General features: G+C 59.4%; 12 protein-coding genes. 2 read left to right on the forward strand and 10 right to left on the reverse strand.

Going from position 1 to position 11,642, the window contains the following annotated elements; translation table 11 throughout:
• Positions 1–11: 11 nt before the first annotated feature.
• From ACXAH0_RS12805 to ACXAH0_RS12815, 3 genes are all read right to left on the reverse strand, one after another.
• Complete coding sequence (locus ACXAH0_RS12805; RefSeq protein ID WP_475191704.1) at positions 12–1,340, reverse strand: GNAT family N-acetyltransferase; 1,329 nt, start codon at positions 1,338–1,340, stop codon at positions 12–14.
• A gap of 100 nt (positions 1,341–1,440) precedes the next feature.
• Complete coding sequence (locus ACXAH0_RS12810) at positions 1,441–2,214, reverse strand: glycerophosphodiester phosphodiesterase family protein (protein WP_475191708.1); 774 nt, start codon at positions 2,212–2,214, stop codon at positions 1,441–1,443.
• A 32-nt stretch (positions 2,215–2,246) separates the two neighbouring features.
• On the reverse strand, positions 2,247–2,711 hold the full coding sequence (locus ACXAH0_RS12815; protein ID WP_475175164.1) for a RidA family protein: 465 nt from the start codon (positions 2,709–2,711) through the stop codon (positions 2,247–2,249).
• Between the two features lie 287 nt (positions 2,712–2,998).
• Here ACXAH0_RS12815 and ACXAH0_RS12820 point away from each other — a divergent pair, with 287 nt between their 5' ends.
• Positions 2,999–3,874 (forward strand): cell envelope integrity EipB family protein, encoded by an 876-nt coding sequence (locus ACXAH0_RS12820; protein WP_475191711.1) that lies wholly within the window; start codon positions 2,999–3,001, stop codon positions 3,872–3,874.
• A gap of 385 nt (positions 3,875–4,259) precedes the next feature.
• On the opposite strand, the gene ACXAH0_RS12825 is transcribed toward ACXAH0_RS12820, so the two are convergent.
• From ACXAH0_RS12825 to ACXAH0_RS12835, 3 genes are read right to left on the reverse strand one after another with little or no spacing between them, the layout of a single operon-like run.
• Positions 4,260–5,564 (reverse strand): DNA polymerase IV, encoded by a 1,305-nt coding sequence (locus ACXAH0_RS12825; protein WP_475191715.1) that lies wholly within the window; start codon positions 5,562–5,564, stop codon positions 4,260–4,262.
• A gap of 52 nt (positions 5,565–5,616) precedes the next feature.
• A complete protein-coding gene (locus ACXAH0_RS12830) occupies positions 5,617–6,279 on the reverse strand; it encodes a hypothetical protein (protein WP_475175158.1) in 663 nt (220 codons plus the stop codon).
• Positions 6,272–6,568, reverse strand: a complete 297-nt coding sequence (locus ACXAH0_RS12835; RefSeq protein ID WP_475175155.1) for a DUF3572 domain-containing protein — start codon at positions 6,566–6,568, stop codon at positions 6,272–6,274. Before ACXAH0_RS12835 ends, ACXAH0_RS12830 begins: the two co-directional genes overlap by 8 nt.
• A gap of 134 nt (positions 6,569–6,702) precedes the next feature.
• On the opposite strand from ACXAH0_RS12835, the gene ACXAH0_RS12840 reads away from it, so the two are divergent.
• Positions 6,703–7,074 carry a response regulator gene (locus tag ACXAH0_RS12840; protein WP_475175153.1) on the forward strand — a complete coding sequence of 124 codons (372 nt, stop codon included), beginning with the start codon at positions 6,703–6,705 and terminating at the stop codon, positions 7,072–7,074.
• A 697-nt stretch (positions 7,075–7,771) separates the two neighbouring features.
• Here ACXAH0_RS12840 and rpmG read toward each other — a convergent pair.
• The 4 genes from rpmG to rnr all read right to left on the reverse strand — a co-directional run bounded on the left by rpmG (position 7,772) and on the right by rnr (position 11,613).
• Positions 7,772–7,939: a 50S ribosomal protein L33 gene (gene rpmG, locus ACXAH0_RS12845; RefSeq protein WP_475175151.1), complete on the reverse strand. Its 168-nt coding sequence runs from the start codon at positions 7,937–7,939 to the stop codon at positions 7,772–7,774.
• Between the two features lie 211 nt (positions 7,940–8,150).
• Positions 8,151–8,897, reverse strand: coding sequence for an NUDIX hydrolase (locus ACXAH0_RS12850; protein ID WP_475191718.1), 747 nt, complete (start codon positions 8,895–8,897; stop codon positions 8,151–8,153).
• Positions 8,894–9,364 carry a DUF983 domain-containing protein gene (locus ACXAH0_RS12855; RefSeq protein ID WP_475175145.1) on the reverse strand — a complete coding sequence of 157 codons (471 nt, stop codon included), beginning with the start codon at positions 9,362–9,364 and terminating at the stop codon, positions 8,894–8,896. The genes ACXAH0_RS12850 and ACXAH0_RS12855 overlap by 4 nt, the downstream gene beginning before the upstream one ends.
• Complete coding sequence (gene rnr / locus ACXAH0_RS12860) at positions 9,361–11,613, reverse strand: ribonuclease R (RefSeq protein ID WP_475191893.1); 2,253 nt, start codon at positions 11,611–11,613, stop codon at positions 9,361–9,363. Before rnr ends, ACXAH0_RS12855 begins: the two co-directional genes overlap by 4 nt.
• Positions 11,614–11,642 lie beyond the last annotated feature (29 nt).

Raw genomic sequence — 11,642 nt, forward strand, 5'->3', positions numbered from 1 at the left:
ACACGCCGCGCTCAGTCCGATGTGCTTTTCTTGAAAGGCGCATGGTCTGCCAGGGCTTCATTCTCGCGCTCCACCGCATAGCGCTCCTGTTCCAGAAAGTCGGCGACCGCCTGGTGAAGCCCCTCATGGGCGATCCAGTGGGCGGAATAGGTGGTGGCCGGCATATAGCCGCGGGCCAGCTTGTGGGCGCCCTGAGCACCGGCTTCCACCCGTCTCAAACCCTTGGCGATGGCGAAGTCAATCGCCTGATAGTAGCAGAGTTCAAAATGCAGAAACGGGTGATCCTCCGTGCACCCCCAATGGCGCCCGAAAAGAGTGTCGGAGCCGATAAAATTGAGCGCTCCGGCAATATAGCGTCCATGGCGTTTGGCCAGAACCAATAGCGTGCGGTCTGCCAGACGGGCATTGATCAGGGAAAAGAAGGTACGGTTGAGATAGGGGCGGCCCCATTTGCGTGCTCCCGTGTCCATATAGAATTGGTAGAACGCATCCCAATGGGCCTCGGTGAGATCGGAGCCTGTGACCCATTCCACCTCGATTCCGTCCGCGCTCAGGGCCTCCCGGCGTTCCTTCCGGATGGCCTTGCGTTTTCGCGAGGCAAGGTCGTCCAGAAAGCTGTCAAAGCTCTCATAGCCCTTGTTCTCCCAGTGGAACTGCTGGTCCGTCCGCTGCAGATAGCCAAGCTCTCCCAGACTGTCCCATTCCGGTTTCGTCAGGAAGGTGGCATGGACGGAGGACGCCCCGGTGCGCCTGCACAATTGCACCAGCCCGGCGGCCAGCGCCTGAACCCCGGCGTCCCTGTTCAAACCGGGGGCTGTGAGAAAACGGCGGCCGGTGGCCGGGGTGAATGGCACGGAGATCTGCAGCTTCGGATAATAGTCGCCGCCAGCCCGGAAAAAGGCGTCCGCCCAGCCATGGTCGAATACATATTCACCCTGGGAATGGCTTTTCAGATAGGCCGGAACCGCCCCGGAGACCCGGCCAGAACCATCTTCCAGCAGAAGATGGCGCGGCAGCCAGCCCGTATCTTTAGTTGCACAGCCAGAGGCTTCAAGGGCGTCAAGAAAAGCATGAGATAAGAAAGGATTGAATGAAGAAACTTCAGAAAATGGTTGAGAATTCCCGTTCAGAAGTCCAGTGAGGTCAGATGCCTCCGCCGGAGGACAGGCGGGCCTCCTCGCCAGGCTCCCGCTTGGTCCCAGCTCCCATCCCGGATTGGCCACGGCGTCCCATGTCTTCGGGGCGATATCCTGAAGGCAGGACAGAATGCGCAGGGAAAAGTTCTCTCCGGGGCTGTTAGCGTCCGGAGTGCCGTTTTCCTCGGTCGGGGATGAAGTCATGCGTCAAGGCAACCACAGTTGGGGATCTGCTTAAAATGTAGCGCTGTCATTTTGCAGCGCAAGAGGGGGCGCCGAAACGGGTGTACCCCAGCCGGAGACGTCAGACCTTTTCCGCAGCATCCGGATCAAAGCCTTCAAACACGATCTGATCCGCGTGGCGGGCTGCGATGGCCCGCTGCTCGCGGGTTCTGACGGTCCAGGCCATCAGCGGGCGGTTGAATACGGACCGGAGCAGGCTCGGACCGGCCTTGGGAAGATCCTTCACCCCATAGGAGATGAAATGAGGGCGGGTGCGCGGCGCGTGCAGGATGTGCCGCAGGATGAACCGGTCGGTGCGCCCGAAACGGGCATAGTCCGGCCCGGGCTGGGCCCCGTCGGCAACGATGCCGCGCAAGACGGCACTGTTGTGGTCTTTGATGTGGCCCAGCAGGTCCGGGTCAAAGGTCTTGAGACAGGCCGGGCCCTGGTAGCGGGCCACCTGATCCGTCACATGCCGGGCAAAATCTCCTTGAGCGTCGCGGCGCATCAGGGACTTGATCTCGATGACCAGGGGCACTTTGCCGTCCACAAGATCAAACAGATCCTGAAGCAGCCAGAGTTTGTCCGTTCCCGTCTTCATCTGGATCCGAGTGAGATCCTTTGAGTGCCAGTCAATGACCTTGCCCGTGCCCTCGGCCAGCCGCTCCAGCGTATAGTCGTGAAAGACCAGCGCTTCCCCATCGGCAGTTTCCTGAACATCGACCTCAATGCCAAAGGTCCGGTCTTTCGCCCCTGACACCGCCGACGGGCTGTTTTCGATGATACCTTTGTCAGCATCATGATACCCGCGATGGGCGACCGGACGGGCGAAGATGGTTTCAAGCTCGGATGTCATGGCGCAATCGCTCTGAAATGGGACCGTTTGTGTCAGTCCGCGAGTTCAAAGATCGCTTCGATCTCGACCGAAGCGCCAAAGGGCAGGGAGGCGGCACCTACCGCAGAGCGGGCGTGACGGCCGGCATCGCCCATGGCTTCGACCAAAAAATCAGAGGCGCCGTTGATCACCTGGGGCTGGTCTGTGAACTCTGCCGTGGAATTGACGAACCCGACAATCTTGACGAGACGGACAACCTTGTTCAGATCCCCGGTGGCAGCCTTGGCCTGGGCCAGCAGGTTGATGGCGCAGAGCTTGGCCGCCTCCTTGCCTGCCTCCAGATCCGTCTCTGCGCCAAGCTTGCCGGTGATCTTCAGCTTGCCGTCTGCCATCGGCAGCTGCCCGGACACAAAAAGCTGATTTCCGGTCTTTAGGGAGGGCACATAATTGGCCGCCGGGGCTGCGGCTTCCGGCAAGGTGACGCCGAGCGCGGTCAAACGGGTTTCAATGGTGCTCATGGGGAGGCTCCGCTTTTGGATTTTGCGATGTCTTGGAGCAATTCGCTGCTGCTGACAAGGTCAAATCCGGCGGCGGACCAGTGCGGGTCCAAGGCACTGGCAGAAGATTGACTTAAAGGGACAGCCTCTCTCTCGCCGATTTTTCAGGGTTTTGTTTCAAGACGTTTTGCCGTGGCTTTTGGGCTCCAAGGGCATTTCTGTGTGGCGAAAGGGGCGGATAGTCGCATAATAAGGGTTGGCGGGCCTGTGCGCAGCAGGTCTGGCCATGTGTGAATAGGAAAATTCTGATGCAGCGTGTTCTCAAGTCCGTGTCCGTCGCCAGTGCTCTTGCCGCCCTGATTGCGGCTGCGCCTTTCTCAGCGCAAAGCGCAGTCGCGGCAGGAACCGGGGCTGCGTCCGGGATCAAGCTGGCACCGCATCGCGCAGTCTACAACATGAAGCTGGGCGACAAGGAAGACGGCTCCGGCATTGCGGGGCTCAGCGGACGAATGGTCTATGAGTTTTCCGGCAATGCCTGTGATGGTTATAGCGTGAGCTTCCGGTTTGTTACCCGGTTCCAGAACACTGATGGCGGCTCCCAGGTCACCGATCTTCAGACAACATCTTTTGAAGAGCCGGAAGCGGAAAGTTATCAGTTCCTGTCCAAGACTTACGTCAATCAGCAACTGGTGGAGGAAACCCGGGGCACGGCCAAGGCCGGGACGAAGGCCAAGACAATCGAACTGAAGGAACCGTCTGAAAAGTCGCTCGAAATCGGCCGGGATGTGCTGTTCCCGACCGAACATTTGCGGTCCATCTTGAAGGCGGCTCAGGACAAGGTCCCCTTCATTGCGGCCGATATTTATGATGGGGCGGAAACCGGTGAAAAGGTCTATGCAACGACGACCGTGATCGGCTCGGAAAAACATGCTGCCGCTGTCAAAGCGGACAAGGATCCTGACGCGCCGCTGGCGGGTATGAGTTACTGGCCGGTAACCGTCGCCTATTTCGATCCGTCAGATGAAGATGCAACGGGGGAACTGACGCCGGTCTATCAGCTGTCCTTCCGGCTGTTTCAAAATGGCGTCAGCCGGCATCTGACCCTGGACTACGGGGACTTCTCCATCAAGGGCCAGATGGAAAAGCTGGAAATGTTCGAAGATAGCGGCTGCGCGCAGGACTGATCTTCTTAAACACACCGCGTTCGATGAGAAGAGAACCGTGTTGTGTTTGCGTTGAAATCTGTGACTGCAGGCAGACTGATCGCCCGGTGCTATAGGCAAGTGCGAAGAAACGGGGCTTGCCTTATACCAACCTCAATAGATAGAACCCCATCTGATGGCGCTGGTCCGGATTGGCCGGCAAGGCGCGTTGCGCAGGACGGCCTGGTTGGCCGTTCAAGCGGCGCAACGCAGTCCGGCGGGCCGGAGCAGGCCACCGAGGCCGTGTTTGAGGACTGTTCAGCTGCGTCCCAGGTTTTGAACGATAAACCATATCGCCCTGCAACCTGCTCCTTGACGAACAGTCCCAAAACACGGTCAGATCGGTTCCTATCTATTGAGGTTGGAATTACCCTTTGCCGTGACGGCCCGAGGGGCGGGCCGCATGGGTCAGACCCAATTCGACAGCCGATTTGCCGAATTTTTCCCGTAACCTGTCGACGGCAAGCTCCGCATTCTTGCGACGTTCGGCGCCTTCATCGACCAGATCCAGAGGATCGGCCCGCTCCGAGGGCTCCAGATCGCTGACGCCAATGCCGATCAGCCGGAAGCGGCGGCCGTCGGCCTCATGCTCCAGCAGCGCGTCGCCAGCCGAAAAAATCTTGTCGGCCAACTGGGTTGGATCGCCCAGGTGCCGGGCCCGCGTAATGGTCTTGAACTCGGCCGTCTTGAGTTTCAAGGTGATGCCGCGCCCGCAAAGGCCCGCTTTTTTCAGGCGTGCCGAGACCTTTTCGGACAGGTCCCGCAGAACCGGCCGCAGGGTCGCAAGGCTCGAAATATCCGTGTTGAAAGTGGTTTCGCTGGACACGCTCTTGGCGCCTCGGGACGGGGTAACAGAGCGACCGTCTTCGCCTTTGGACAGATGCGCCAGCCTCAGACCGATGGAACCATAGCGGCGGGCAAGATCGGCTGCGTCCATGGTTTGCAGCTGGCCAATTGTTTTGATCCCGTCCCTGGCCAAGGTCTTTTGAAACACTTTGCCAACGCCCCAGATGCGCCCAACCGGCATAGGCGCCAGAACAGCCCGGGCTTCCTGCGCGCCGATAACCGAAAAGCCTCGGGGTTTCTCCAGATCGGAGGCGAGTTTCGCCAGAAATTTGTTCGGGGCAAGACCCACCGATGCAGAGATGCCGATATCTGTTTCAAGCCCCCGGACAAAGGCGGCCAGGGTCTCGGCCGGGCTGGCTTGGTGAAGGCGCTGTGTTCCGGTGAGATCCAGAAAGGCTTCATCGATGGAAAGCGGTTCAACGAGCGGGGTGAGAGCGCGCATGCGCTCCCGGATCTCCTTACCGACCTTAGCGTATTTGTCCATGTCCGGCTTGACGACGACCGCATCCGGGCAGGCCTCAAGCGCCTTGAACATGGGCATGGCGGAGCGCACTCCGTAGATGCGCGCAATATAGCAGCAGGTTGACACCACCCCGCGCTTGCCCCCGCCAACGATGACGGGCTGGTCCTGAAGCTCAGGCTTGTCACGTTTTTCAACAGAGGCATAAAACGCATCACAATCGATATGAGCGATGGAGAGGGCGTCCAGTTCCGGATGGCAGACAAGGCGCGGACTGCCGCAGGACGGGCAGCGCGCGGCAGGGCCGCGGGATCTGCTGCCGCAGTCCCGGCACAGGGCGCTTTGGTCTGCCTTGGTGCCGTTCACGATGGTTCGCTGCCTTTGCGGGCATCCAGCACCCGTCTCATGAAAAAACAGGCTACAGAATAGCGCTGATGAAGTGCGCCGTCTCCTGCCAGTCGCCCGTCAGAAGATCGATATGGGCTTCAGGGGGAACCGCATTGCGGAACCGGTCATCGGCTATGAACTGAATCTGGCAGGCGTCAGGCATCGAGGCCATGACCGAAACGTGATTGACCGGACTGTCATCAATAAAAACCAGCGGTCCGGACCGCCCGGCGGCCAGGGCTGCAACCGCACCGCCTTTGGGACCGCGATTGGTCAGCACTGGATAGGACAGTCCAAGGCTGGCCAGAAGCTTTTCGCGCACGGGCTTGTTGTGACCGCCGGGCAAGTTGGTGAGAAAGACGATGTCCCACGCGCCGGCCAGGCTGTTCAGGGCCGTGTCCGCGCCAGCGACCATGTCCTGGTCAGCGCTGACTTCGTCGAAAAACCTATTCAGGTGCGCGCGCACCGCGTCTGCGGAGAGCACGCTGCCATCCGCAACCGAAACGATATTCCCCGTGAATTTGTATTCGTGTTTCAAGAAGGACAGGCTGCGGGCGGCCAGATAGTCTTCAAGATGCCGGATCATGTGCAGGATCACTTCATCCACATCACAGACAATCAGCCGGTTTTGCGAAGGCGGCAGGGTTCTGATCTGGGCCAGGACCTCCGGCAGCACTGGGGTGGGTTCAGGCATCCTCTTCGCCTCCGGCAAGCGCATAACGTGCAGCGGCCATCATAGTTGGCCGCAGGCCGGTGTTTTCACAAAAGGCAAGCAGAAGCGCCTCGTCCGTCATGTAGAACTCCAGAACACCAGCCAGAAAGCCCGGTTCGCTCGCTGCGGTACGAATCATCTCCGGACCAATCCCGGAAAATGCCAGAAACCGGCCAATCAGCTCCGGGTCGCGGCTGAGCTGAAGCAGGGCGTCTGTGGCAATTCCCTGAGCATCTTCAACGGATAATGACTTGCCATGCACTTTTTTCATTGTGTTTTTTTGCCTTTCTGAAACGATTCCGGGTTACAACAAATCTAATGCGGGTGGGGGCAGGGATCTACCGCAGTGGAACACTGGGTTGAGACAATGGGACCGGTCAATGACCGGGCAAAGGGCCGAACTGTATGGCAAAAACCGTGTTGATCGTGGAAGACAACGAGCTGAACATGAAATTGTTTCATGATCTGCTGGAAGCCCACGGCTACAATACCCTGCAAACCCGCACTGGCATCGAGGCTTTGCAGCTGGCCCGGGACAATCATCCTGATCTTATTTTGATGGATATCCAGCTGCCGGAGGTCTCTGGCCTGGAAGTCACAAAGTGGATCAAGGAAGATGAAACGATTTCCTCCATACCGGTGATTGCGGTGACCGCCTTTGCCATGAAAGGGGATGAGGAGCGGATCCGCCAGGGCGGCTGTGAAGCCTATATTTCCAAACCGATTTCCGTTGCCAAGTTTTTGGAGACTGTGCGCGCCTTTCTTGGAGAAGCCTGAAAGGGCTGGCGTTGCACAAACGCGACAGAAGCAAGCAGAACGTGGATTTCAACTTACGTTTCAATCTTGGGCTGTCGATTATGGCAAGAATTGCCTATCTTTCGCCGCGTTTGCAGTGTCCGGCACGCTCGTTAAGGTTACAGATTTACTAAAATCAAACTGATTCTGTGCATATTTCACGGAAAATATTGCATTCGACTAACAATAGGGTAGGGTGGCCGCATCTAGGAGAAGCATTGCAAATGTGGATCCAGTGAATTCTCAGACCTTACGCAAGTAAGGGACAGTATCCCCTCGGAGTGCTCAGGTCCGCCGCATCTCCTGGGTCCGTGGGGCAGGTCGGCAGGGAACCGGTCGATGAGTGGCCTCCTCGAATACCGTGTTCCCGCCGACCACTAATCTCCCCATTCTCTTACCTTTCAGGTCCGCCCGCATCTGCTGATGGCGACTTTTTACCAAGCCGCAATTGATCTTGCCCTATGTGGTGACCTACTTCCGTCCACCGGAGATCGTGGCACCGTTTACCCGGTCAACCAGACCGGGTGGCGCGAGGCGCCTGGCCGCTGAAGGGCAATGGGGCATGAGCAACTGTGCTTGGTCTTAGCCCAGTTGTGTTTCTGGTGGATCTCAAGACCGGTTTATCAACAAAAAACCCGCCGGGACGGCGGGTTCTTGCAAGCGGTCAAAAAGCCAAACCTTATTTGATTTTGGCTTCCTTGAATTCCACATGCTGCTTTGCGACGGGGTCGTACTTCCGCTTCACCATTTTTTCGGTCATCGTGCGGGAGTTCTTCTTGGTGACATAGAAGTAACCGGTGTCCGCCGTGGAGAGGAGCTTGATCTTGATTGTTGTCGCCTTGGCCATGGCCTTGGATCCTGTTCTCTGTTGTCGGGCAAAGGGTTCTCATGGCCAGATTGGCTGGCGAGGAATCTGCCCCAATGTCTGAAATCAGCGCGCAAACTACTCATCGCAGCGTGAAAGTCAAGCGATTGCTTGTTCCTGCGGTGGAAATAGGGACAGAAAACCGCAGGCTCCTGCATCTTGACGGTTCAAAGGTCTCGTGCCCGGTGCCCGGCTAAAGAAGCGCACGCACAAAGGCGCCATTCCGGAAGAAGTAATACGGAACGTCCGTGTCCGGCGACAGGTCCGGATCAACGGAGAGCCGCTCTTCCAGGTCGCTCAGGATCTTGGTGGTGATCAGCGGCAATTCCTTGGCGCGGGCCTCGTCAAAAGTCAGCCAGGCGCAATCTTCAAGCTCTCCGGAGGGGCCTGTGCCCTCCGGCAGCCTGTCGGCAATGGCATCGGACCAGACGGCCAGAAACCGCGTGTCAAAGCGCCGGGGCCTCTGGGGCGGGGTGATGGCCCGGGCAATCATGCGCAGGCCCCCTAGGTCCGGCTGAATGCCCCGTGAGGCAAAGGCATCGAAGCCTGTCCCCAGCCGCAGCGGGCTGTCGTGGTGTTTTGTGCCCACAAACAGCCCGGCTTCCTCATAGGTTTCCCGGATGGCAGCCAGGGCAAAGGCGCGCACACGAGCCGGGGACTTGCCGTTTTTCAGGTCCCGGGACAGTCTGGCTTCCACATCCGGGTGATAGGGGCGGACATTGCCAATGCGCGAATCTCCCGGATCGACCCGGCCGCCTGGAAAAACAAATTTGCCTGGCATGAAGGTGTGCCGCTGATGCCGGCGGCCCATCATCAGCCGCACTGTGCCATCGGCATCCCGGTCCAGTACCAGCAGCGTTGCCGCGTCTTTCGGCCGGATATAGGGGTAATTTCCAGCCTTTTCGTCCTTGGCCAGCTGTTTTTCAAACTGTCCGCTCATGACGTCCTGTCCGGGTTTGCAGGGACCGCCGGGAAGTCGTCTTCCGCGTCCGGATCGAACCCGTGCATATAGAGCGCCCATTGCAGGGCCACGAGGGCTCCCTTGATCGGACGCATCAGGGAAAGGGTAAGAAGCAGCGTCAGCGGGATCCAGATCGTCATATGCAGCCAGATCGCCGGATGCCACAGCATCTCAACCGCCAGCAGGGCGGGGATGATGATATGGCCAACAATGGTGATGGTGAAATAGGGCGGGGCGTCATCGGCCCGGTGATGGTGGAAGGCCTCGCCGCAGGCCGGGCAGGCATGGCGGGTTGTCAGAAACCCTTCCAGAAGCGGCCCTTGGCCGCAATTCATGCATCTGTTGCTGGCCCCGCGCAGCATCGCCGGAAGGACGGGGCGTTGCGGTTTTTCTGGCTGGTCCGCCGGAGATTGAAGCCCGTCTTTCACATCATATCGAACCGTCACTTGGACCTCCTGCGCCCCTTGTTGCTGGAGGAGGTCCTGGTTCGCCCGCCCTTTGGCGGGCCCCGCCGCGCCTTTGGCGCAGCCTTGCGGATCTTCTTGCCGGCGATCCGTCCGTGACTGAGAAGCTCGAATGTCAGCGCCCCGGCAAAGGGTGCAGCTTCCACCAGTCTGACCTCCACTTGATCCCCAAGTTGGTAGGTCTCGCCGGTTTTGTCACCTATGAGGGCATGCGACCCTTCGTCATAGCGGTAATAGTCAAGGCCGATCGTGGACGCGGGTACAAATCCGTCGGCGCCCGTGTCCTTCAACCGGATGAACAGGCCGGATTTCACCACTCCGGCAATCCGTCCCTGAAAGGTCGCCCCGATCCGGTCACTCATCCAAAGGGCGATCAGCCGGTCAATCGTGTCCCGTTCGGCCAGCATGGCCCGCCGTTCAGAGCCGGAAATTTCCGCGCCGATGGTCTCCAGCTTGCTCTCGATGCCGTCAGGCAGCCCGTCCTTGCCAAGGCCGAGCGCGGAAATCAGGCCCCGGTGCACGATCAGGTCGGCATAGCGGCGGATCGGCGAGGTGAAATGGGCATAGCGTCGCAGATTGAGCCCGAAATGACCGATATTCTGAGGCGTATATTCGGCCTGGGCCTGGCTGCGCAGCACAACTTCATTGACCAGATGGGCCTGAGGCGTGTCCTTGACCTTCGCCAGGATGCCGTTGAAGACAGACGGGCGCAGGCCGCCGGAGGATGGCAGTTTCATGTTCAGCGTCGACAGGAAATCCTTCAGGCTTTCCAGCTTCTCGGGGGTCGAGGCATCATGGACACGGTAGAGCAGGGGGCTCTTGTTCTTTTCCAGGGTTTCGGCGGCGGCCACATTCGCCTGGATCATGCATTCTTCGATGAGCTTGTGGGCGTCGAGCCGCTCGGGCACGAAGACGTGGTCGACCATGCCGTTTTCGGTCAGCTTGATCTTGCGCTCCGGCAGATCCAGCTCCAGCGGTTCGCGGGCATCCCGGCCGGCCTTCAGGACCCCATAGGCGGCCCAGAGCGGCTTCAGCACGCCATCAAGCAGCGTTTCCGTCTTTTCATCCGGCAGGCCGTCAATGGCCTTCTGAGCCTGCTGATAGGACAGTTTCGCTGCCGAGCGCATCAGGACCCGGTGGAAGCTGTGGCTGAGCTTGCGTCCCGTCCTGTCGAAGACCATGCGCACGCCCAGCGCAGGTTTGTCCTCCTTTTCGCGCAGAGAGCATAGCTGGTTGGAAATGCGCTCCGGCAGCATCGGGATCACCCGGTCGGGAAAATAGACCGAATTGCCGCGGATATTGGCTTCCCGGTCCATGGGCGAGCCGGGGGTAACATAATGGGCCACATCGGCAATGGCGACATAGACCACATGGCCGCCCTTGTTGCCGGGACCGTCGTCGGGCTCGGCAAAGACCGCGTCATCATGGTCCTTGGCGTCGGCCGGATCGATGGTGATCAGCGGGATCTGGCGCCAGTCCTCCCGTTTGCCGAGTTTTTCGACGGGCTTGGCGGCCTCTGCCTGAGCTTCGACTGCATTTGGAAAGACGTGCGGAATACCATGTGAATGCAGCGCGATTTCCGAAACCGCCTTTTCGGACTTCATGGATCCGAAGCGCTCAACAATGGCGGCGCGCGGATGGCCGTAGCGGCCGGAGCGGGAGATCTGGACACTGACCAAGTCGCCGTCATCGGCCTCTTTCAGGTCCGTCGGGTCCACATCCAGTTCGCGCTGTTTCCGGTCGATGGGCTCCAGATAGGGGGGGCGGTTGCCGCCCCGCTTGCGCAGAATGCCCAAAATGGCGCCCTGCTTTTTTTCCAGCACCTTGATGACCCGGGCCACATGGTCAGCCTCCGGGCCGGGCTCGGCTTCGGCAAGACGGATCAGCGCCCGGTCACCAACGCCCGGTTGAGTGGCCTTGGTCTTGCCGGTCAGAACCAGAATTTTGGGTGGGGGGCCAGCCTCTTCGTCCCAGTCCAGCGGGGTTGCCAGCAGCTCCCCGTCACTGTCCCGGCCAATCAGACCGGCGACAAAGACAGGCGGCAAATCTCCCGGGCGGAGCATGCGCTTGTTGCGCTTTTCAACCAGACCTTCGTCGGCAAGGTCCTTCAGCATCTTTTTCAGATGAATGCGGGCGCCGCCTATGATGCCGAAATGGCGGGCGATTTCCCGCTTGCCGGCCCGGCCTGGATTGTCGGCCACAAAGGCAAGAATGTCCTCACGGGAGGGCATCTCGCCGGGCACTTTGCTGTGTTTGCGTT

This window comes from Roseibium sp. AWQ4_290 (assembly GCF_056160985.1).

What these genes read in the sequence shown, in the direction of transcription:
- ACXAH0_RS12815 (WP_475175164.1), bottom strand. Translation starts at nt 2,711, where the DNA reads ATGAGCACCATTGAAACCCGTTTGACCGCGCTCGGCGTCACCTTGCCG.
- ACXAH0_RS12810 (WP_475191708.1), bottom strand. Translation starts at nt 2,214, where the DNA reads ATGACATCCGAGCTTGAAACCATCTTCGCCCGTCCGGTCGCCCATCGC.
- ACXAH0_RS12840 (WP_475175153.1), top strand. Translation starts at nt 6,703, where the DNA reads ATGGCAAAAACCGTGTTGATCGTGGAAGACAACGAGCTGAACATGAAA.
- ACXAH0_RS12835 (WP_475175155.1), bottom strand. Translation starts at nt 6,568, where the DNA reads ATGAAAAAAGTGCATGGCAAGTCATTATCCGTTGAAGATGCTCAGGGA.
- ACXAH0_RS12850 (WP_475191718.1), bottom strand. Translation starts at nt 8,897, where the DNA reads ATGAGCGGACAGTTTGAAAAACAGCTGGCCAAGGACGAAAAGGCTGGA.
- ACXAH0_RS12830 (WP_475175158.1), bottom strand. Translation starts at nt 6,279, where the DNA reads ATGCCTGAACCCACCCCAGTGCTGCCGGAGGTCCTGGCCCAGATCAGA.
- ACXAH0_RS12805 (WP_475191704.1), bottom strand. Translation starts at nt 1,340, where the DNA reads ATGACTTCATCCCCGACCGAGGAAAACGGCACTCCGGACGCTAACAGC.
- rnr (WP_475191893.1), bottom strand. Translation starts at nt 11,613, where the DNA reads ATGCCCTCCCGTGAGGACATTCTTGCCTTTGTGGCCGACAATCCAGGC.
- ACXAH0_RS12820 (WP_475191711.1), top strand. Translation starts at nt 2,999, where the DNA reads ATGCAGCGTGTTCTCAAGTCCGTGTCCGTCGCCAGTGCTCTTGCCGCC.
- rpmG (WP_475175151.1), bottom strand. Translation starts at nt 7,939, where the DNA reads ATGGCCAAGGCGACAACAATCAAGATCAAGCTCCTCTCCACGGCGGAC.